The organism is Flavobacterium sp. DG1-102-2 (genome assembly GCF_033042555.1).
Classification (GTDB): Bacteria; Bacteroidota; Bacteroidia; order Flavobacteriales; family Flavobacteriaceae; genus Flavobacterium.
Window position 1 is genome coordinate 76988 of sequence record NZ_JAWLIK010000013.1, and the last position, 21643, is coordinate 98630.

Consider the following 21643-nt stretch of genomic DNA (forward strand, 5'->3'; position numbering starts at 1 on the left):
TATTTTCTTATAAATTATAAATTAATCTTAACGTTTTGTGTTATTTTTTTTTGGTGTATTAACTTACCGGTTATGGAGCAACCGCAATAAAGATACACAAAACAATATTATTTAGAATTATTATAAATAAACTTAGCTATTTATAAGTGTAATATTTTTAGTTTAATTTGTTAAAAAATCTTAATTCATGTTCAAAGTCAATATTCACAATTTCAGAAGTTTTCAAAATCAGTCATTTGATTTTTCAAAAGTTAATATTCTAATAGGTGAGAATAGCGGTGGAAAAAGTTCATTGCTTAAATTATTGTTGGCATTAAAACAGACAATGGATAGCCCAACAGAATCTAACTTAAAGTTATTAGGCGATTTTACTGACTTAGGTAATTTTGAAGAAGTAATTTATCAGAAAAATAAAAAACTACGAATTAAACTGGGTTTCGAATCCGATGAACGCTATCATGACTTTTTTTTAGAACACGTAAAAGAGGCAGAAAAACACATAAACAAAAAGGAGTCTGCTAAAGTTAAAAGTTGGTCAAAATTATTTAAAAAATCATCTACCTCAGTTAATGTAGAAATTTCTAACAAGTTGGACGACCACACAACTTTAAAAACAGTATTTCAAAATTCTATTATAGGAAAGGTTGAACTAGTTCATAAAAAACCTCGCGAAGAAAATCCTAATAAATTATATTGTGATGTTGTTTATGATTTTGGAGATTTAAAGGGTGTGTTTCAAGACTGTCCGGCTGGAAAAGAAGGCTTTTTTACCTTACTTGAATATGAACTAAAAGACTTAGCAATTAAAAGATATGGAGAGGACTTTTTTGATGTGTTTTACAAGATTGTTTATCTATTAGTTTTTCAGAATTATGTAGAGGATAATATTCTTAAAATAAGATTTGTAAATCCGATAGGAACTTCACTAAAGAGATTTTATTTCCGAGAAGACAAACGTTCCACGTATAGTCAAATAGATTTAGAAAGAGTTTTAAATGTTTTAAGTGATCCTACACTTTCAGAAAAACAGTCGACAGAATGGTTGGAGCTTTTAAATAAAACCATTAAGGATTTTGGAATAGCGGAAGAATTGGATATAATTAAGGATAATCGTTTACCCGTTTTAGCTTTGAATGTAAAAACAAAAGACTTTTGGTCCAACATTACAGATGTAGGCTATGGTGTTTCTTTACAGATTCCAATATTGTTTCAGGCTATACTATCTGAACATTATACAAGATATGGTCAAGCACTCCTTATTGAACAACCGGAAGTTCATTTGCATCCAAAATTACAAGCTAGATTTATCGATACCTTATTAGGAATAGGACCTAAAAATGTATATTTCATCGAAACACATTCTGAGCATATTGTTCGTAAACTACAAGTCATGATTAAACAAAAAAAATATGACTTGAAACCAGAAGATGTCAGCATCCATTATTTTCGAAGAGATACTGACAAATTCAATATTACAGAGCATAAAATTTTACAGGATGGAAAGTTAAGTCCTAATTTTCCCGAAGGTTTTTTTGACACTTCTTATAATTTAGTTAGAGAACTTTTATAATGACAACACTTTTACATTCAGACACAATAAAACAAGGTTTTAATCTGAAAGATGTTCGAGTTGTCAAACCTATTTTAGACCTGATGTATTCCACTTCTCAAATGGAATTTTCAACAAAATATATTGACATGATTACTTCATCTATAGGAGATGATTTAGTTGACCATTTTCGAAATTACATTGTAGAACTGTATGTTGAAAATAGAATTACCATAACTAATTTAGAAGAACACAAAGATGAAGTTGATGACGAATTTATTAATCTCGCAATTAATTCGCCTGAGACTATGACAATCCCTGTTACCGCAACTGACACTAAAAATCTTAAATCGTCAGTTCCTAATATACTGGTTCTTGATCGGATCTCACCTATCAATATTGAATGGATAAAATATGAATTGCTAACAAAGAATAGATTTGTAGTCAGCTGCCATAATTTCACTTGTAATACAGAGATCAAAAGCTTTGTTGAAAGCATCTTCAAATTACCTAGAATCATCAGAGAAGTTTCTATCTTTGATCGAGAACGTTACAATGTTTTTTTTTCCATATTTAAAAATAAACATATACATTATTACACGCGACTTGACAGAAAGACTACAATTCCTGACCTTCACGATTCACAAAAAGAACTTAGAAAACAGTTAGGAGGAAAGCTTAAGCTGTACTATTCAAGGGATTCAAAATTAATTCATGAAAGAAAGGTTCTCTTTGAGGGACTCCTAGTAACTTTCGACAACTCCCATGTAAATACTAATATTTCAGAACCTACATGGGAAATTTCTGTTTTGTACGATCCTTCTTTATTATTGAAATGGAAAGCAAAGTGTACTAAATTTTTCCCTTTGCGTTAATACTTTCTTTATCGATGATTTCGAGTTCTTCAATATCGTCAATCAGCGTAATCAAGTATGCCTACGGCTGTCTTAATGCTGGTAAGCTTGACTAATAAAGCTGTTGCAATAGTTGTTCTGTCGTATCAATATCGCCAGGTAAAATAGTAATTACAGCTTACAGAAAATCTATTAACAACATACTGGAGTCACTGTATCACTGGGGACAGGCCCACAGAAAGGAAGTTATAGGCAAATAAAAAAGCGGTCAACAACTACCGCTTATATTATTTATAGAGAGCGTTCCTTAAACTCAGCTTTCCTTTTACGCATACGGTTAAAGCTTTCACGCCCCAGCTGTAAATAAGCCGCCAGCAGCACAGGCTGTACTCTTTGCAGTATGTAGGGCTTATTCCTGGCAAGGTATTCATAACGTTCGGTAGGCGTATAAAGATCAAACAGCTCAGTATGCTCATCAGCCCGTGCAGCAGTAAAGTTCAGGCAGTTTTTTTGCAATACTGCCACCTGTGGCGCTTTAAGGCCTGCTTCGTGTAATTTTAACTTATCAACAACGATAACCGTTACGGGTTCGCAGGCTTCAATTGAATATCCTGACACACTTCCTGTAGAAAAGCTGTTTACATTTGTTACAATCTCCTCTTCAAAATGCAGTGCGCTGATTATTTCCTTTCCGTCAGTTTCGGCATACGTGCGCACAAAGCCTTCTTCTATAAAAAAAAGTGAATTGCAAACCTCGCCTGCAGCAAGCAATAATTCTCCTTTTGCAAATACCTTTTTGGTAAGTGCCGGCAACAATGCTTCCCAGCTTTCGTTTGATATTCCTGTAAGCGAATTGATATATGTAATTAATTTTTGCATAGCTCTTATTTTTGTAGCTAATTTAATTACAATATGTTACGGTTGGTTTTGGTTTAACTTTTCTTTGGATATTTACATTGTAACCAAAAGTAGCCCGCTGCACTTAAACACTTTTTTTAACTTTCGGGTAATATTGCCTTTTGTAAGTTTAGTTGTATAAAACGATTAATAACTTGCTAAAACCCTGATTTTGTAACGCTAAACCTCAACAAAGTTACGGTACAGTTAAGAGAGCAACTTTTGCTTTACGATAAACATACATTAATCCTAAGCTTCTTAATACTACTTTATTACTGGGTTAATGGTAAGATAAACCATAACATGGATTTTTGTAACACTATAAAAACCAAAAATACCATGTTAAACAACTACTTAAAAAAAGGATTGCTGCTTGCAGGATTATGCCTTATGGCAGAGTCAGGCGGAGCGCAAACCCTGGTTCACTACTGGAACTTTAATGACAATGCTTCGGTAGCAGCCATTACAACCCCTACACAAACTATTGGCAGTGCTTCTATCACTGCAACTGCAGGCGCAAACAGCAGCGTAATTGATTTTGCAGGCGGTACAGGACAAAACTTTAATGTACTGAACCTAAATGCACAAGGTACAGATGCAGCAGGCACGCACTTACGTTTCAATAACCCGATAGGCGGTACACTTGAATTTGCAGTACCAACAACAGGTTTCGAAAATATAGTGGTAAAATTTGCTACCCGTCGTTCAGGTTCGGGAGCAGGTACACAAACATGGTCGTACTCAACTGACGGGACAACCTATACAGTACTTACAACTGTGCTTCCTGTAGATGGTGATCCTGCCTTAGCTACACTTGATCTTTCGGCTATCGCAGCAGCTAATAATAATGCAAACCTTAAGCTAAAGGTAGAGTTTGCAGCGGCTCCGGGAGGTGCAGCGGGAAACAACCGTTTTGACAACTTTACGGTAGACGGATCGGTAGTGGTAACACCATCACTTATCCACTACTGGAACTTTAATGATAATGCTTCGATAGCTTCTATAACTACGGTAACGCAATCGGCAGTTACAGGTGCGGCAATTACTGCAACAGCTGGCACAAACAGCAGCGTGATTGACTTTGCCGGCGGTACAGGACAAAACTTCAATGTACTAAACCTTAACGCGCAAAACGGCGATGCAGCAGGTACACACTTGCGTTTCAACACCCCAATAGGCGGTACACTTGAATTTGCAGTGCCTACTACAGGATATGAAAATATAGTTGTAAAATTTGCAACTAAACGTTCAGGTTCGGGAGCAGGTACACAAACGTGGTCGTACTCGGCTGACGGAACTACATACACAGTGCTTACAACGGTACTGCCGGTAGATGGCGATCCTGCCCTTTCCACGCTTGACCTTTCGGCTATTACAGCAGCAGACAACAACCCTAACCTAAAACTTAAGGTAGAATTTGCAGCGGCTCCGGGCGGTGCAGCAGGAAACAACCGTTTTGACAACCTTACAGTTCACGGTAACAGCGTGGGCGGTGGCGATACGGCAGCTCCGGTTGCGGTTATCACTCCGGCAAACAACGCTGCAAACCTTGAGGTTTCTGTGCAGCCTACGATTGCACTTAATGAAGCGGTAAGGCTTATAGACAATTCTGCCATAAACAATACTAATGTAGATGCGCTCGTAACACTTCGCCTTAACGACGAAAACGGAGCTGTTGTTCCGTTTAACGCTGCATTTGCAAACAATACGATTACTATAGTTCCAACAACAGCATTGCTTAACGGACAGCAGTACTATGTTGCGCTTCTTGGCAATACTGTAGAAGATCTAAGCGATAACGCACTTACAGAAACAAAATCATCAATATTCACTACTATCGCTGTACAATCGCCTATCACTGCCGGTGACATGGTATTTACAGCATACAGAATGAATGCTACAGGTGCGGAAGACGAAGTATCGCTTCTTACTTTTGTAAATATCGCTCCGGGTACATTTATTACCCTTACCGATTCAAAATATACTACCAATGCAACACCTCAGTGTGCTAACGGTATCGTATGGACAGCAACAGACTGCGTTCCTGCAGGTTCGGTTATTTCAATCCAGACATCGGCACTTGTTGCAAATACAGGATCGCTTACGGGTTCAGGTTTCGGACTTAGCTCTGGTGGTGACCAGGTAATTGTTTACACTGGTACAGCTGCTGCACCTAACTACATTACAGCGCTTACCTCTAACGGATGGGTGTCTGCCAACGCAGATTGCGGAGGAAGCCTTTCTATGATCCCTAACGGATTAACTGACGGTACAACAGCGCTTAACCTTAGCACTAACCCTGCTAACGTAAGCGGGAACACGGTAAATGCATTTTACAATGGTCCGCAGACAGGTGCCCCGGCCAACTTAAAGGCATCTATACTAAACCCGGCTAACTGGACAGGTGTTGCAGGTGCAACTGCTCCGCAAACATGGCCTGCATGGGCTTTCCCGGGTGCACCAACGGTACAGACTGCTGTAGCTGCTACAAACACTACCATAGTACTTACTTTCAACAATGCACTTGAAGCAGCTTCTGCTACAAATATTGCAAACTATACAGGTGTGGCAGGTTTAACTTCAGCCACGCTTAACGGTAACACGGTAACGCTTACATTCGCTACTCCGTTTGCTGCAGGTTCTCAAAACACACTAACTGTAGACAACCTTGTTGATGCTTCAGGCCTTGCAATGGCGTGTGCATATAACTTCAGCTTTACATTTGCTACAAAAGTTTCTTTTGCAAAAGACTTTGTAACGGTAAACGAAAACCACGGCACACTAAACTTCGTGATTAACCTTGACAGCCCATCGGCGGGTACGGTAGATCTTGTGCTTAAGGCCGCGCCTTTCAGTACTGCTGTTGCAGGTGAAGACTTTACCTTTGCTACACAAACACTTACGTTTACAGGGTCAAGCCCGTTAACGCATACGATCACCATTCCTATCATTGACGATACAGCCGAAGAGCAGCAGGCAGAATATTTTGTTCTTAGCCTTGAGAATGCTAATGGTGTAGAAATTGCAGGAGAATCGCTGGCAACTATCTATATTAAAGATAACGACAGGCTTGCCCCTGTTCCTAACCAGACTATAGAACTTAACTATGTGGGCAGCTTTGACCCTTCAGGTTCAGGCGAAAGTACATGCGAGATTGTTGTGTATGATGCGCCAAGCAAAAAACTATTCACTACAAGCGCGGTTGCAGGTTTCTTAGATGTAATCGACTTTACTGATCCTACAGCTCCTGAAGTGTTAGAATCTATAGATATGAACCCTTATGGTGGTGTTACAAGCGTAGCCGTTAAAAACGGGCTTGTAGCAGTGGCTTCGCCAAATACTTTAGAACACCTTGACGGAACCGTTGTATTCTTTGATACTGACGGTACATTCATCAAACAGGTAACTGTAGGTGCGCTACCCGACAATATCTCTTTTACTCCTGACGGAACAAAAGTACTTACTGCCAATGAAGGCCAGCCAAACAGTGACTATACCATTGACCCTGAAGGATCGGTAAGTATCATAGACATTACAGGCGGTGCCGCAAATCTTACGCAGGCAAACGTTACAACATTATTATTTACTGCATTTAATGCACAGGAAACTGCTCTTATGGCTTCTGGTGTGAGGAAACTAAAAGCCAGCAGTACCCTGTCGCAGGATCTTGAGCCGGAATACATCACTACGGCAGCAGATTCTCAAAAAGCATGGGTTACACTACAGGAAAACAATGCTGTTGCAGAAATTAACCTTGCAGACAAATCAATTACGTCGGTTTGGGCGTTAGGTACTAAAGACCACAGCCTCCCGGGTAATGGTTTTGATATCTCAGACAACAATGGTGAGGTGCTAATCGCTAACTGGCCTATCAAGTCATACTATCAGCCGGATGGTGCTTCTACCTACAGTGCTAATGGTGTAAACTACATTGTTACGGCAAACGAAGGTGACGAGAAAGAATACACAGGTTTTGTAGAAAGAACTACTATAGGCGCTGCATCATACAACCTTGATGCTGCTGCTTACCCACAGGCTGCAATGCTTAAAAAGACACACAATGCAGGCCGTTTAAGGGTTAGTGCGTTTTCAGGAAACAATGGTACTGCTTACGACCAGATCTACGCCCTTGGCGGACGCTCGTTCTCAATCTTCAATGCAGATACTAAAGAGCTTGTATATGACAGTGGCGACGACTTTGAAATGTATACCGCTGCTGCCCCATCTATCAGTCCGTTATTTAACTCAGACCACGAGGATAACTCTTTCAAAAGCAGGAGCCGTGCTAAAGGACCTGAAGCAGAAGGTGTAACTACCGCACAGATTGCCGACAGGACTTTTGCTTTCATAAGCCTTGAGCGTGTAGGTGGTGTTATGGTGTATGATGTTACAGACCCGGCAGACGTGAAATTTGCAGACTACAAGAACAGCCGAAGCGTATCTGCCTATACAGGAGACCACGGTCCGGAAGGCATTACGCACATTAAAGCTGCTGACAGCCCTGACGGTAAAGATTACATTATCGTTGCTAACGAAATAAGCGGTACGCTTACCATATTTGAAGTTGACACTACACTTCTTGGCAATGGAGAATTTAACCCTGAACCTAAAACTTTTGTGGTATTCCCTAACCCGTCTGTAAGCGGAGTAGCTTATTTTAACCGTGCTGCGGATATCGAAGTGTACGACTACAGCGGAAAAATGATCTTATCGGCAAAAGATGCCCTTACAATAGATACATCAGGAATGGCGGCAGGTATTTACCTGATCAAAACATCCGAAGGTATCGTGAAAAAACTACTCGTAAAATAAGAGTAAAAGATTCGTGTTTTTTAATTTTTTCATTGAAAGTCCTGCCCCTAAAAAGGCAGGATTTTATCTTTATTATAAGCCACAAATTACACTAATTAGCACAATTTAATTGAGATGCTGCAAATTATAATATACCACCCCGCCGGGGACAATTCATATAATACAAAATCCTAAAAGAGATTTCAGAACAAAATAATTTATTTAACTTGTGCTGTTAAATCGCCTGTATACTATGACCATCTTTAATCCTGTTACTATTTTCTTCTTGTTTATAATTGCAGCCCTAGTACTGTATAAGTTCGAAAAAGAAAAAGCGGGAAAGATTGTCGTCATACTGGCATTCGCCGAAATATTCCTGTTTTCGGTAACGCCGCTGCCCGTTTACCTGTTGAGGCAGCTGGAACAGCAATACCCTGTTTATAAAGGCTCAGAAAGACTGCCCATACTTGTTTTGGGTAATTACCATGCTGAGGATAACTCACTCTATCCAAGTCAGAAATTATCGGTGCAATCGCTGGAAAGGGTTACGGAGGGCGTTAGGATTTATAAATCGTCGACATCTGCGCCAATTGCATTTTCGGGTTATGCTGTAAACGATAAAGTACCCACAGCAACCATAGCTAGTGAAGCCGCCGTTAGCCTTGGCGTAGCGCCAAAGGACACGATAACCTTAACCTCACCCCGAAATACCTACGAAGAAGCGTTGGCGTATAAAAAGCGTTTTGGCACACAAAATAAATTCATACTCGTAACTAATGCTACCCACATGCCGCGTGCTATGCTGGTCTTTAAAAAATTGGGTATGAAGCCTATACCTGCCCCTACCGGATTTTTTATAAAAGAAGGCACAAGAGAGGCAATGTGCAACTGGTATCCATCTTCCTTTAAGCTGGTTTATACCGAAATGGCATTTTATGAATACAGTGCGCAGTTGTATTATAAGTGGTTTAAGTAGTCAGGATTAGTTGTCCTCTACTCCGTATTTTACTCCGTTCTTACTGAAAAACCCCTTCAGTAATTCAAATCTTGGATAACATTCTTCGATTTGGGAATAGTTATTAATGGCAGTATCAGGATACATATTAGTTCTAAAACACTCAAAACAAATTTCAAAGTTACAGATAACCTCGTCCTTTTCATCGAGGAATAAAACAGAATTTCGTGGTGTATAGCAGGCCGCTTCCGAGATTAGCAGCATACCTTTTGGTTTATGCTTTAATGTGTAATTGACCATGATGTTGCTTAATTCTTCAACACTTTTCCGGTCAATTACAATCTCTTCTTTTATTTTATAAGAAACCTTATGATTTCCAATAGTTATATTTTCTGTCTTAATAATACCGTTGGCTTCATTAAAATCTCTGGTATCACCTTTTTTTAAATATCCATCCATTTCTCCTAAGTAGGAAATCAGAACTACCTTCTTTGCCTTATTAAACGGAAACACCTTATTTCTTTCGGCAACCGTTTTTTTGCCATACCAGCCACAGTCGTACTTTTGAGAAAAAGTATTTTGGTTTATAAAGAAAATAATTATAGTAGCTATTAGCTGAAACGCTTTCTTCATATATTTATCTATCAGTTCCATATTGTATTCCGCTGTTCCTGAAAAGGTTCTTTATAGTCATTAATTTTTCTTCGCATCCTTCGAGATTAGAATATTTGTTTAAATTTTTAGGATCAGGGTACATCGACGTTATTTCGCATTCAAAACAAATTTCGTAGTAACAGAAAATCTTATCATTTTCATCAAAAAACAATATCGAATTCCTGGGTGTATAGCAATTTGCGCCGGCAGCAAGGCCACCTTTCGGAATTTTTCTTAGCTTATAATTCACCAATATATTACTAAGTTTATCTACATCCTCTTTTGCCAGCTCAATCTCTTCAGTCGAAAAATAAACTATAGGCCTGTTTTCAATATCAATTACATACTTATTGATTATATCAGGATTAACATTTTTTACTTCATTTAGCGAAAGGTTATCATCTTCTTCAGACCCCAATTCCTTATTACTGTATGCTATGAGCACAACTTTCCTGGCCTTATCAAAAGGGAATACCTTATTTCTTTCGTCAACCGTTTTTTTCCCATACCAGCCACAATCATACTTTTGAGAAAAAGTATTTTGAAAAGTAAATAGACAGATCAAGAACAGCAGTTTGAAAATGTTCATAGCAGGCATTTTTTATATAAATATAAAAAAATAACCCTCTGCATAACAGAGGGCATATTTAAATATTATATGTACTTAATTCCTTTTTAGTTTATGCTCCAGGAAGAAATTCACTTCGCCGTTTAACGGTTGGTAGTCCGGGATAGTTTGCTGCTCAAGCCTGTCGGTAAACAATATGCCTAACAGGTGGTCTGTTTCATGCTGAAAGATAACAGCCGTAAAACCTTCTATGATCTCATCGTGAAACTTACCATCGGCATCATAATACGTTATCTCTAACGTGTAGCTGCGTAGCACATCGCCCCTTTTATCAGCGATAGATAAACAGCCTTCTGCACCTTTGCGCAGCAATGCCGACCTCCAGCGGATCTTAGGGTTTAGTAATGCCTCAAATGGTTCGCCCGGTTTGTCAAAACGCTGGATAAGTATCAAATTTTTGTTTATCCCTATCTGTGGCGCTGCAATACCCACGCCGGTATTGGCAGGGTCTTTTACAGTAGCCAGCATCCTGCCTATAAGCAATGGCAGGCTTTCATCCTTAAGGTTAACATCTGTAGAGACGCCCCTTAGTATTTTGGCGTCTGCTTCATTGGTAATCTGCAATACGCGCATCATGTCTTTTTTTGTTCCCGAAGTCACAAGTGCCTTTTCAGCCTCCGTCAGCCTAAGCGACTGCGCCTGAGTGCCAATGGTAAGCAGCAATAAGAATGATGTAACAATTATTTTTTTCATGGTTTTAGATTCCCGCTACGGCTTTAATTTCGTCGATGATCCTTACAGCAAGGGCATCTGCTTTTTCCTGTGTCGCCGCTTCGGTATAGATCCTGATGATCGGCTCCGTATTAGATTTTCTAAGGTGTACCCACTCTTCGGCAAAATCAATTTTTACACCGTCAATCGTAGTGATATCTTCGTTTTTATATTTATCGCCCATAGCCACAAGGATAGCGTCTACATCTATCTGCGGTGTAAGCTCGATCTTATTTTTGCTCATGTAATACTGAGGGTAAGACGCCCTTAAGGCGGCTACGCTCATTTTCTTTTCGGCTAAGTAAGTTAGAAACAATGCCACACCTACCAGCGAATCGCGGCCATAATGCAGTTCAGGGTAAATAATACCGCCATTGCCTTCTCCCCCTATAATGGCGTTGTTCTTTTTCATCATCTCAACTACGTTTACCTCGCCTACAGCGCTGGCTTCATACGTACCGCCATGCTTTTGCGTGATATCGCGAAGTGCACGCGACGATGACATATTAGATACCGTATTGCCCGGTGTTTTGCTCAAAACATAATCGGCGCATGCCACAAGGGTATACTCCTCGCCAAACATTTCGCCATCGTCAGAAATAAATGCCAAACGGTCAACATCCGGGTCTACCACGATACCAAAGTCGGCTTTCTCCTTAACCACAAGTTCGCAGATATCGCCAAGGTGTTCCTTAAGCGGCTCAGGGTTGTGAGGGAAATGTCCGTTAGGTTCGCAGTAAAGGCGTACTACCTCTACCCCCATCTGTTCCAGCAGTTTAGGAATGATGATACCACCCGATGAGTTAACACCATCTACTACAACTTTAAAGCCTGCTTTTTTAACCGCTTCGGCATCAACCAAAGGCAGGTCAAGCACCTCATCAATATGGATATCCATGTAGGCATCGTTGATTGTAACCTCACCCAGGTTATCTACATCGGCAAAATCAAACGCTTCATTGTCTGCAATCTCCAGTATTTTAGCGCCATCGGCACCACTTAAGAACTCGCCTTTTTCATTAAGCAGCTTTAGCGCATTCCATTGTTTTGGGTTATGGCTGGCTGTAAGTATAATTCCGCCATCAGCTTTTTCAAGCGGTACGGCAATCTCAACCGTTGGTGTTGTAGACAGCCCAAGGTCGATGATATCAATACCAAGGCCTACAAGCGTATTAACAACAAGGTTTTGTATCATTGGGCCCGATATACGTGCATCACGGCCTATTACTACTGTAAGTTTATCTTTTCCGGCGTGGCCTTTAAGCCATGTTCCGTACGCTGATGCAAATTTAACGGCATCAACAGGTGTCAGGTTATCGCCCGTCTGTCCTCCTATCGTACCCCTGATACCTGATATTGATTTGATTAATGTCATTTGGTTTGTAAATTTTAGTACCGCAAATATAAGCCATCCACGAGATTTGATATTTAAATACCATAGGATTTTTATGAACAAAAGCCTTAAAACATATATAAAATGGGCATTGGTGCATTGTCGTAACGAAAGTTTTCGCTAAATTGTGCCTATGAACTTCCTTGCACACATATACCTTTCGGGCGATAACGACCTTGTAAAAATTGGCAACCTGATGGCAGATGGCATCCATGGCAAACCCGATGGTTTTCCTGCAGATGTGCAAAAAGGAATCATACTGCACCGCGCTATCGACACCTATACCGATGCACATCCTATTTTCAGGCAGGGCACAAAACGCCTGCATGAACGCTACCACCATTACGCAGGTGTAATTATGGATATTTATTACGATCATTTCCTGGCAAAAAACTGGGCAAATTATCATGCTACTCCGCTAAAAGAGTACACACTGCAATTTTATAAGGCGCTGGAAGAAAACTACGATATACTCACAGAGCGTACTAAAGGTATGATGCCCCATATGATTGAGCACAACTGGCTGTTAAGCTACGCAACCGTTGAAGGCATAGGGCGAATACTCACGCAGATGGACCACCGTACCAAGAACAAATCAGGGATGCGTACCTCTGTAGATGAGATGCTTGAATTCTATAATGAATACGAAGCCGAGTTTACCGACTTTTTTGAGCAGATTCAGGCATATATCAAAGAGAAGACTGCCGAACTTGAAGGCGAAACCGTATAAACAGTTCAATACCGATTCCTTAAAAAATGACTAATTATTGCGAATTTTTTTAACAAATGGGTTAACTTAGCGTTTTATTCCATTTTCCAAAAAAATTTATTTGTTTAAAATGCAAAACCGCAAAGTTTCAAAGCTAAGATTATTTTTAAGAAGTAACCTGAGACGCCTGGAAACGCTGTTCTTTATACTTAAAAGCCTGCTCTCTGAAAGGCACTTTATTTACCTCTCCTGCGTAGTAGTGGCCATATCTACAGCCTTTGCTGTGATAGTACTTAAATCGTTCGCACACAACGTTTTTATCTTTGCCAATTATGTAAACGGTTATCTTAAGCTTCCGTATATCAACAGTATACTGCCTGTGGTAGGTATACTGCTTACCGTATTTGTAGTGAAGCGGGTACTGGACGGGCGCATTGAAAAAGGCAGCTCGCGAATCCTCTTTGCCGTTGCGCGAAAAGGAGGTATCATGCCCCGCAAGCAAATGTATGCGCAGATAATAACCAGCTCACTTACAGTAGGTTTAGGAGGATCAGCAGGGCTTGAGTCACCTATCACTATTACGGGTGCGGCCTTTGGATCTAACTTTGCACAGAAATACAAATTATCCCAAAAAGACAGGATATTACTGTTGGCCTGTGGTGTTGCAGCCGGTATAGGCGCTGCATTTAACGCTCCTATTGCGGGGGTTCTGTTTGCCATTGAGGTAGTCCTTACCGATGTTACCATAACAGCGTTCATCCCTATCATGATATCGGCGGCTACAGGTGCGCTTGTATCTACCATCACACTTAATGAAGAAGTATTATTATCTTTCAGGCAGCAGTTAACCTTTGATTATCATAACATTCCATATTATATATTGCTGGGAATCCTTGCCGGATTCGTATCGCTTTATCATGCACGCACCTTTCAAAAAGTAGAAGGCCATTTTGCCAGACTGCGCTTAAAAGGCTATCGTAAAGCGCTTTACGGAGCTATTCCGCTGGGTATACTGATATTCTTTTTCCCTACCCTGTTTGGAGAAGGATACGAGACCATCAAGATGCTTTCTAACGGGCAGGCAGAGAATATATTAGACAATACAATGCTCGAGCCCTTTAAGCACAACGGATGGATACTGCTTCTTTTTATAGGGCTTACTACACTCTTAAAAGCCTATGCTACAGGACTTACACTTGCCAGCGGTGGCAACGGCGGTAACTTTGCCCCATCGCTTTTTGTGGGCTCTTATCTTGGCTTTTTTGTTGCCAAGTTCTTTGAGCTGATAGGCTTTTCAGATAACATCCCGGTAAGCAATTTTACCATTGTAGGTATGGCCGGAATACTAAGCGGACTATTCCATGCACCACTTACGGCTATCTTCCTAATCGGTGAGATAACAGGAGGTTACGGACTAATGGTACCGCTTATGATCGTATCGTCCATTAGCTTCGCAGTGTCCAAGCAGTTTGAAAAACACTCGATGGATGTAAAACACTTAGCCGCTAAAGGAGACGTATTTACATCGGATAAAGACAAGAATATACTATCCGGTATTGATATACTTAACGTAATTGATACCGAGATGATTACGCTTTCGCCGACCCAAAAAGCAGAAGATATTGTTGGCCTTATGGCAACTACAAAACAGACTGTTTTTGCAGTAATTGATGCCAAGAAAAACCTGCTTGGCATTGTAGATTTTAACAAGGTAAGGCACATTTTGTTCAACCAGTTCCAGATAAAGTACACGCCGCTGGCTGATATGATAACCGTTCCAGCGGAAGTTGCCTGTATGGAAGATTCCATAGAGATGATAATGGAAAAGTTTGAGGCATCACACACTGATTATCTGCCGCTTATAAAAGAAGACCGTTATTTTGGGTTCATTTACAAGGCAAAAATACTGGAAGAATACAGGGCAAAACTTAAGGAAATGGTCATTGAATAAGGACTTAATTTTTAAATGTTAATGTTACGCTTCCTGTTCTCAAAACGCCATTTTTGTACGTAAAATTAAATTTTATAATACACTGAAAACCAAATAATACCAAATTAATGTTACGCATTTGGTTTTTCTGAATTTCGCCTAAAAACGACTTTTTGAAAGTTTACAAAATACAAAAACGGCCCGTTAAAACTAACGGCCCGTTTTTTTTGTGAAATCGTATCTAAAAATATACCGATCGGTATATTATTTGTTTCCTTTCTCGAAATCGGCAATAAATTGTGCAAGCCCAATATCGGTAAGCGGGTGCTTTAATAAACCTGCAATCGCAGATAAAGGCCCGGTTATAACATCGGCACCTATCTTAGCACAGTTCACGATGTGCATGGTGTGGCGCACTGAAGCAGCAAGTATCTCGGTTTCAAACCCGTAGTTATCATATATCAGACGAATCTCTTCGATAAGCGCAAGGCCATCGGTAGAAATATCGTCAAGGCGGCCGATGAATGGAGATACATAAGTAGCACCTGCTTTAGCTGCAAGTAACGCTTGCCCGGCAGAAAACACAAGGGTTACATTTGTCTTTATCTCTCTGTCAGAGAAATATTTAGCTGCTTTAACACCGTCTTTAGTCATTGGCAGTTTTACAACGATCTGCTCATGAAGTTCGGCAAGTTCTTCACCTTCTTTAACCATACCTTCAAAATCAAGGGCATTTACCTCGGCACTTACATCGCCATCTACAATATTGCAGATGTCTACATAATGCTTAAGGATATTGTCTTTCCCGGTGATTCCCTCTTTAGCCATAAGCGAAGGGTTAGTGGTAACACCATCAAGAACTCCCATTTCCTGGGCTTCTTTAATTTGTGCCAGATTGGCTGTGTCGATAAAAAATTTCATCAGTATAAATGTTTGTTGTGTTAGGATTGTTGTTGCAAATCTACAATTTATAAAATGCCACGCAAGAGGCAATCCTTCTTTTTACCGAATAAAAAAACAGCATAACCAATGGCTATGCTGTTTGTTATGTAATCGCTATATCTTAAAGCTTATAATGGTTCATAAGCATCTTTTCATACACTTTACCCGGCAGTATCCTCTTTAGCACAATAGAGAACTTCTGCATGAACACCCCTACTTTGTAATGCACTTCGGGGTTTGGCGTCTTCATTATGCCATATACCGCTTCTGCCATCTGTACCGGGTCGCTGCCGGCATCCACATGGTCGTTCATGGTAGCCAGGATATCGCCATATACCTTTTCGTAAGCCGATCCCTTAACCACAGGAGCGTGGTAACGGCCTGCTGCAATGTTAGTCGCAAAATCGCCCGGTGCTACGGTTGTTATGGTAACGCCAAACTGCTTCACTTCCATACGAAGTCCTTCGGTAATAAGCTCCAGCGCCCCTTTGCTCGCCGAGTACACACTCCTGTACGGAAGCCCCATGTAACCCGCGATTGATGTTACATTGATGATGAGTCCGCTGCCCTGCGCACGCATCTGCGGAAGCACCGCTTTCATTACCTCAATTGGACCAAACAGATTGGTTTCAAAGTTGTTGCGTATCTCATCGGCAGGGATTTCCTCAAGCGGACCTGTAATTCCCACTCCTGCATTGTTCACCAGTACATCTATCGTTCCGGCTTTGGTAATTACCTCGGCTACTGCACTATGGATGCTTTGTGCATTACGCACGTCTAATGCTACCAATGGGAAAACAGAACCTGTCACCTTCTCTGGAGTACGGCTCGTGCCATATACCGTGTAGCCCTTTGCGTGAAGGAATTCACCTATCGATTTGCCAATGCCCGACGATCCGCCGGTAATAAATACAACTTTGCTCATCTTTAAACTGTTTGGAGGGCGAAATTAAGGTTTAACAGATACATAAGCAAACTTAGATAACGATTGCGCGTTATGTGTTTTACCGGTACTGTTAATTCACCTCACCCCAGCCCCTCTTCTTTAGAGAGAGGAGTACTCGAACCTGTTCAGTTTTTATTGTATTGAGTGAAGTTGCCCCCTCTCCTTTGGAGAGGGTTGGGTGAGGCAAAAAAAATTCATCAAACGAATAACTTATAGTCAAATTGACTATATTAGCAACCTACTAACGCAAACGTTTGATGATTAAGAAATCGTATTATATAGGACTTATACTGTTAGGAATGCAGGCTGCATTTTCACAGTCAGATAAAGCAGTGACTATCTGCAATCCCTTAAATCTCAACTACAGGTTTTGCCTGGACAAGCCGTCAAGGCGCGAAGCCGCAGATCCTGTTATCGTAACCTACAAAGATGAATATTACCTGTTTGCTTCTAAATCGGGTGGCTACTGGCATTCTACAAACCTGGCCGACTGGGATTTTATTACCTCGCCCGACCTTCCGTTTGAAGATTACGCACCGGCGGCAGTGGTAATGGACGATGCTATTTATTTTGTTGCATCTACGCAGGACTCACCAAGCAGTAAGATATTTAAGTCAGATAATCCAAAGTCAGGACGATGGCAGGTGGTGAACAAGGGTTTCCCTATTCCGCTTACCGATCCCGACCTGTTTCTTGACGATGACGGCAGGCTGTATATGTACTACGGATGCTCTAATGTAAACCCTATCTACGTTGTAGAAATGGACCGCAAAACACTAAATCCTATCGGCGAGCCAACGGCCTGCATGAACGAAAATATAGCGGTAAACGGGTGGGAACGCCCGGGTGATACCAACAAAAGCAAAGACAAACCCTGGACCGAAGGTGCATGGATGACAAAATTCAAAGGCAAATATTACCTGCAATATTCAACTCCGGGTACAGAATACAGGAGCTACTGCGATGGGATGTATGTTGCCGATTCGCCTAAAGGCCCGTTCACGCTGTTAGAAAACAACCCCTTCTCTTACCGCCCGGGTGGTTTTGCCACGGGTGCCGGCCACAGCGGGACGTTTCAGGACAAGTATGGCAACTATTGGCATATAACTACCACGACCATATCAGTAAAACATAATTTTGAACGCAGGCTTAGCCTGTTCCCTGCCTTTTTTAAAGACGAAGAAACTATTTATACCTACACAGGATTTGGTGATTTCCCAATGACGATTCCGCAGAAGAAAACGAACGGAGAAGCTGATTATGCTCCAGGGCAAATGCTATTGTCATATAAAAAACCTGTCACGGCTTCATCTGCGTTGAACGGACACGAAACAGCGCTGGCATCTGATGAAGATATACGAACCTACTGGAGCGCAAAAAGCGGCGATAAGGGCGAATGGCTGTCTATAGACCTGCAAAAATCACAGGCAGTAAATACGTTACAGGTCAATTTTGCAGAGAATGATACGAAGCTCTTTGGAAGGGAAAAAGATATTTACTACCAATATACAGTAGAATATTCTGTAGATGGCAAGAATTGGAAAATGCTTGCTGACAAGTCGGCTAACACCGCCGATGCCCCTCATGACTACATAATTTTAGACAAACCTGTAAAGGCACGTTATCTTAAGCTTACTAACCTGCGTACGCCGTCGGGTACATTTGCAGTATCAGACTTCAGGATATTTGGCAAGGGCGACGGCAAGAGTCCGGCTAAAGCGTCAGGACTTACTATCACACGCAATAAGGCAGATGAATGTTCGGTACAATTAAAGTGGAAAGCCGATGCAAAGACCGTGGGGTACAACATTCGTTACGGCAGAAAGCCGGACCAGTTATATCTTAATTACCAGGTTTATGGCACAAACGAGCTTGAGATAAATTCACTTTCCAACAAAGAAGACTATTACTTTACTGTAGACAGTTCTAACGAAAATGGCATTACCCGCGGCACCGATACGCAGCATGTAAAATAAAATAGTACCTTCGGTTTTTATACCAGTATAGCAATGAAAAAAACAATTTTAGTACTGTCCCTAGTAACTACACTAACCGTTTCGGCACAACAGGTCGTTCCGTTATATGACGGCGCAATACCTAACAGCATATCATCTGTCAACACCGAGAAAACCACAAATGATGGTTTTATCGTAATAACCAATGTATCTGTACCTACCCTAACAGTTTACAAGCCTAAAAAGCAGTCCGCTACAAAAAGTGCAGTCATTATTTGCCCCGGTGGCGGTTACGGAATGCTGGCAGCAGGCCATGAAGGCATAGATGTCGCAAAGGCGCTAAACGATATGGGCATAACAGCCCTTATCCTTAAATACCGCCTGCCGAATGACGCTATCATGAAAGATAAGGCTATTGGTCCGCTTCAGGATGTACAGCGCGCTTTTCAGCTGGTGCGCGAAAATGCTGCCAAGTATAATATAGATCCGGCGAAGTTGGGCATCATGGGCTTTTCTGCCGGAGGGCATTTGGCCGCAACGGCATCAACACAATACAAAAGGCAGGTGATAGACAATCCGAAGCATACGTCGCTACGACCTGATTTTTCGATACTTTTATATCCCGTAATCAGCTTTAACGATGCCCTTACCCACATGGGCAGCCGCGATAATCTGGTGGGTAAAAATCCGTCAGCCGATGTAATCAAACTATATTCTAACGAACTTCAGGTAACCAAAGACACTCCAAAAGCATTTTTAGTGCATTCGGCAGACGATGGCGCAGTACCTGTTGGCAACAGTATTGCTTACTACGAAGCACTGTTCAAAAACGGAATTTATGGCGAAATGCTGCTTTACCCGCATGGTGAGCACGGTTACGGAATGAACAACAAGACTACCGCCGATAAGTGGATGGATAACCTTAAGAACTGGCTGGTTGCCGAGAAGTTTTTATAGCTGCTTTTCTTTTGTCTTGAAACAAAAGAAACAAAAATTCAAGGCTGAACTCCTTAGGCTAAAAATTATTTCACTCGGCTAAACCATTCGAACTCGCCTTCGGCTCAAACAGTGAATGCTTCTTAACGCCTCTTTCATAATTTTATTAACGCTACAGAGTTTAAAGCCTTAGCTTCACTCGTAACACATACTCAGCCAATAGCTTTACTTCTCTCTGTATTTCCGTAGACATGGTAACAGAGTTAGTCAATATTAAAAAAGCGAAGTATAATTGTTAGAGATTCATTAAGCTATTATGATTGAAGCTTCTTCCTCTCCTTTGGAGAGGGCCGGGGTGAGGTAAAAAAAATCCCCCGATTGGGAGACTACCTTAAAAAAAAAAATGGCAAGCGACCTACATCGCACCGCTCAACCGCGTACCTTTGCTGTGTTCCCACCCTGGAGGAGTCAGCAGGAGCTGGTCGTGTAGGACTTGCCGCTGCAAATATACAATCTTTTTGTATTTTCGCAAGGCAATTGCCAGATATAAAATACAATTGTATATTGGCTTTATTATTTATTTAACCATGAAAAAACATAACTTATTAGCTTTCATTTTATTGGGAGCCGTTGCGGTATCGTGTGGCGATAGCGAAGAAGATAAAAAAAATTTATTCGGCATAGATACTACAGGCATAAAACAGCAATATGAGCCTCAGGAAACACTTCCGCTACAGGTTACCAATGCTAAAAAAAAGGAGATCGACTCTGTTGTATACTACATCAACGACAAAAAAATAGGTACGTCTGCTGCTAATAAAAAACTGGATTTTGCACTTAACGGCCAAAAATTCGGTTACCAGAACATAAAAGCGCTTGTGTATTATAACGGCGACAATGCAGAGGCTTCGGGACGCGTGGAACTTATGAGCAACATAACGCCTAAGATACTTAAGTACGACATCGTGAATACCTACCCTCACGATATTACTGCCTACACACAGGGACTTGAATTTTTACGTGATACGCTTATTGAAAGTACAGGAAGCGGATCCGGCCCGTCAGGAAAAAGGGCGGTTTCTGATATCCGCAAGGTTAATCCTAAAACAGGTGAAGTTTATAAAAGCACTAAACTGGATGAGCAGAACTTTGGCGAAGGTGCAACAGTGCTTAACAACAAGATATACCAACTTACCTACAAGCGTAATGAAGCGTATGTATATGATGCCAATACCCTTGCAAAAATAAAAACCTTACCATACTTTAAACAGACAGAGGGCTGGGGACTTACCAATGACGGAAAGAACCTGTACATGACAGATGGTTCTGAAAAGATCTATATTGTAGACCCTGAAACTTTTAAAGAGACCGATTACCTTAATGTATATACTAAGGGTTCTAAAATTCCGGCTGTAAACGAACTGGAATGGGTAGATGGCAAGATATACGGCAACGTGTACCAAAAGAGCGCTCTTGCGGTTATAGATCCTAAAAACGGTGCGGTAGAAGCTATCTTAGACCTTTCTGCCCTTAAAAGCAAAGTAACGCAGCATGAAGATATCGATGTGCTTAATGGTATTGCATACAACCCTAAAACAAAAACATTCTTTGTTACCGGTAAGAACTGGGATAAGATGTTTGAGATAAGGATACACGAATAATAGTTGTCGGTTATCAGTTGATAGTTGCCGGAGATTAGAAGTCCTGTCAAAGCTATATAACGTAATAAAAGATATGTAATAAGAATGAGCCCGGTATTTAACCGGGCTCATTTGTTTTAACTGCAATTCATT

Annotated in this window: 16 protein-coding genes and 1 other RNA gene; 9 read left to right on the forward strand and 8 right to left on the reverse strand. The window is 40.9% G+C overall.

Annotated elements, in window-relative coordinates; translation table 11 throughout:
• Positions 1–187: 187 nt before the first annotated feature.
• Positions 188–1570 carry a DUF3696 domain-containing protein gene (locus R1T16_RS16355; RefSeq protein ID WP_317502206.1) on the forward strand — a complete coding sequence of 461 codons (1383 nt, stop codon included), beginning with the start codon at positions 188–190 and terminating at the stop codon, positions 1568–1570.
• Positions 1570–2424 carry a hypothetical protein gene (locus tag R1T16_RS16360; RefSeq protein ID WP_317502207.1) on the forward strand — a complete coding sequence of 285 codons (855 nt, stop codon included), beginning with the start codon at positions 1570–1572 and terminating at the stop codon, positions 2422–2424. Before R1T16_RS16355 ends, R1T16_RS16360 begins: the two co-directional genes overlap by 1 nt.
• A 270-nt stretch (positions 2425–2694) precedes the next feature.
• Here the strand turns inward: R1T16_RS16360 and R1T16_RS16365 are convergent, their stop codons facing one another.
• The gene (locus R1T16_RS16365) at positions 2695–3282 is read right to left on the reverse strand and encodes a Crp/Fnr family transcriptional regulator (protein ID WP_317502208.1); all 588 of its coding nucleotides are present in this window, start codon (positions 3280–3282) and stop codon (positions 2695–2697) included.
• Between the two features lie 357 nt (positions 3283–3639).
• Between R1T16_RS16365 and R1T16_RS16370 the strand changes: the two genes are divergently transcribed.
• Both R1T16_RS16370 and R1T16_RS16375 read left to right on the forward strand, forming a co-directional pair.
• Positions 3640–8112: a choice-of-anchor I family protein gene (locus R1T16_RS16370; RefSeq protein ID WP_317502209.1), complete on the forward strand. Its 4473-nt coding sequence runs from the start codon at positions 3640–3642 to the stop codon at positions 8110–8112.
• Between the two features lie 232 nt (positions 8113–8344).
• Entirely contained in the window at positions 8345–9067 is a 723-nt protein-coding gene (locus tag R1T16_RS16375) for an ElyC/SanA/YdcF family protein (RefSeq protein WP_317502210.1), read from the forward strand.
• 6 nt (positions 9068–9073) lie between these two features.
• Here R1T16_RS16375 and R1T16_RS16380 read toward each other — a convergent pair whose 3' ends face one another.
• The 4 genes from R1T16_RS16380 to glmM form a co-directional block, all read right to left on the reverse strand.
• Positions 9074–9679 carry a hypothetical protein gene (locus R1T16_RS16380; protein ID WP_317502211.1) on the reverse strand — a complete coding sequence of 202 codons (606 nt, stop codon included), beginning with the start codon at positions 9677–9679 and terminating at the stop codon, positions 9074–9076.
• A 4-nt stretch (positions 9680–9683) separates the two neighbouring features.
• Complete coding sequence (locus tag R1T16_RS16385) at positions 9684–10289, reverse strand: hypothetical protein (protein WP_317502212.1); 606 nt, start codon at positions 10287–10289, stop codon at positions 9684–9686.
• A gap of 75 nt (positions 10290–10364) precedes the next feature.
• Entirely contained in the window at positions 10365–11021 is a 657-nt protein-coding gene (gene def, locus R1T16_RS16390; protein WP_317502213.1) for a peptide deformylase, read from the reverse strand.
• 4 nt (positions 11022–11025) lie between these two features.
• Positions 11026–12414, reverse strand: coding sequence for a phosphoglucosamine mutase (gene glmM / locus R1T16_RS16395; RefSeq protein WP_317502214.1), 1389 nt, complete (start codon positions 12412–12414; stop codon positions 11026–11028).
• A 151-nt stretch (positions 12415–12565) separates the two neighbouring features.
• On the opposite strand from glmM, the gene R1T16_RS16400 reads away from it, so the two are divergent.
• Positions 12566–13162, forward strand: a complete 597-nt coding sequence (locus R1T16_RS16400; RefSeq protein WP_317502215.1) for an acyl carrier protein phosphodiesterase — start codon at positions 12566–12568, stop codon at positions 13160–13162.
• A gap of 109 nt (positions 13163–13271) precedes the next feature.
• A complete protein-coding gene (locus R1T16_RS16405; protein WP_317502216.1) occupies positions 13272–15092 on the forward strand; it encodes a chloride channel protein in 1821 nt (606 codons plus the stop codon).
• A 243-nt stretch (positions 15093–15335) separates the two neighbouring features.
• Here R1T16_RS16405 and fsa read toward each other — a convergent pair whose 3' ends face one another.
• Complete coding sequence (gene fsa, locus R1T16_RS16410; RefSeq protein WP_317502217.1) at positions 15336–15992, reverse strand: fructose-6-phosphate aldolase; 657 nt, start codon at positions 15990–15992, stop codon at positions 15336–15338.
• A 142-nt stretch (positions 15993–16134) separates the two neighbouring features.
• Positions 16135–16938, reverse strand: a complete 804-nt coding sequence (locus R1T16_RS16415) for an SDR family oxidoreductase (protein ID WP_317502218.1) — start codon at positions 16936–16938, stop codon at positions 16135–16137.
• Between the two features lie 278 nt (positions 16939–17216).
• Here R1T16_RS16415 and R1T16_RS16420 point away from each other — a divergent pair, with 278 nt between their 5' ends.
• Together R1T16_RS16420 and R1T16_RS16425 are read left to right on the forward strand one after the other, a co-directional pair.
• Entirely contained in the window at positions 17217–18935 is a 1719-nt protein-coding gene (locus R1T16_RS16420) for a family 43 glycosylhydrolase (RefSeq protein WP_317502244.1), read from the forward strand.
• A 33-nt stretch (positions 18936–18968) separates the two neighbouring features.
• Positions 18969–19871, forward strand: coding sequence for an alpha/beta hydrolase (locus R1T16_RS16425; RefSeq protein ID WP_317502219.1), 903 nt, complete (start codon positions 18969–18971; stop codon positions 19869–19871).
• 380 nt (positions 19872–20251) lie between these two features.
• Here the strand turns inward: R1T16_RS16425 and ffs are convergent.
• Positions 20252–20349: signal recognition particle sRNA small type (gene ffs, locus R1T16_RS16430), an RNA gene on the reverse strand.
• A gap of 88 nt (positions 20350–20437) precedes the next feature.
• Between ffs and R1T16_RS16435 the strand changes: the two genes are divergently transcribed.
• Positions 20438–21511, forward strand: a complete 1074-nt coding sequence (locus tag R1T16_RS16435) for a glutaminyl-peptide cyclotransferase (RefSeq protein ID WP_317502220.1) — start codon at positions 20438–20440, stop codon at positions 21509–21511.
• Positions 21512–21643 lie beyond the last annotated feature (132 nt).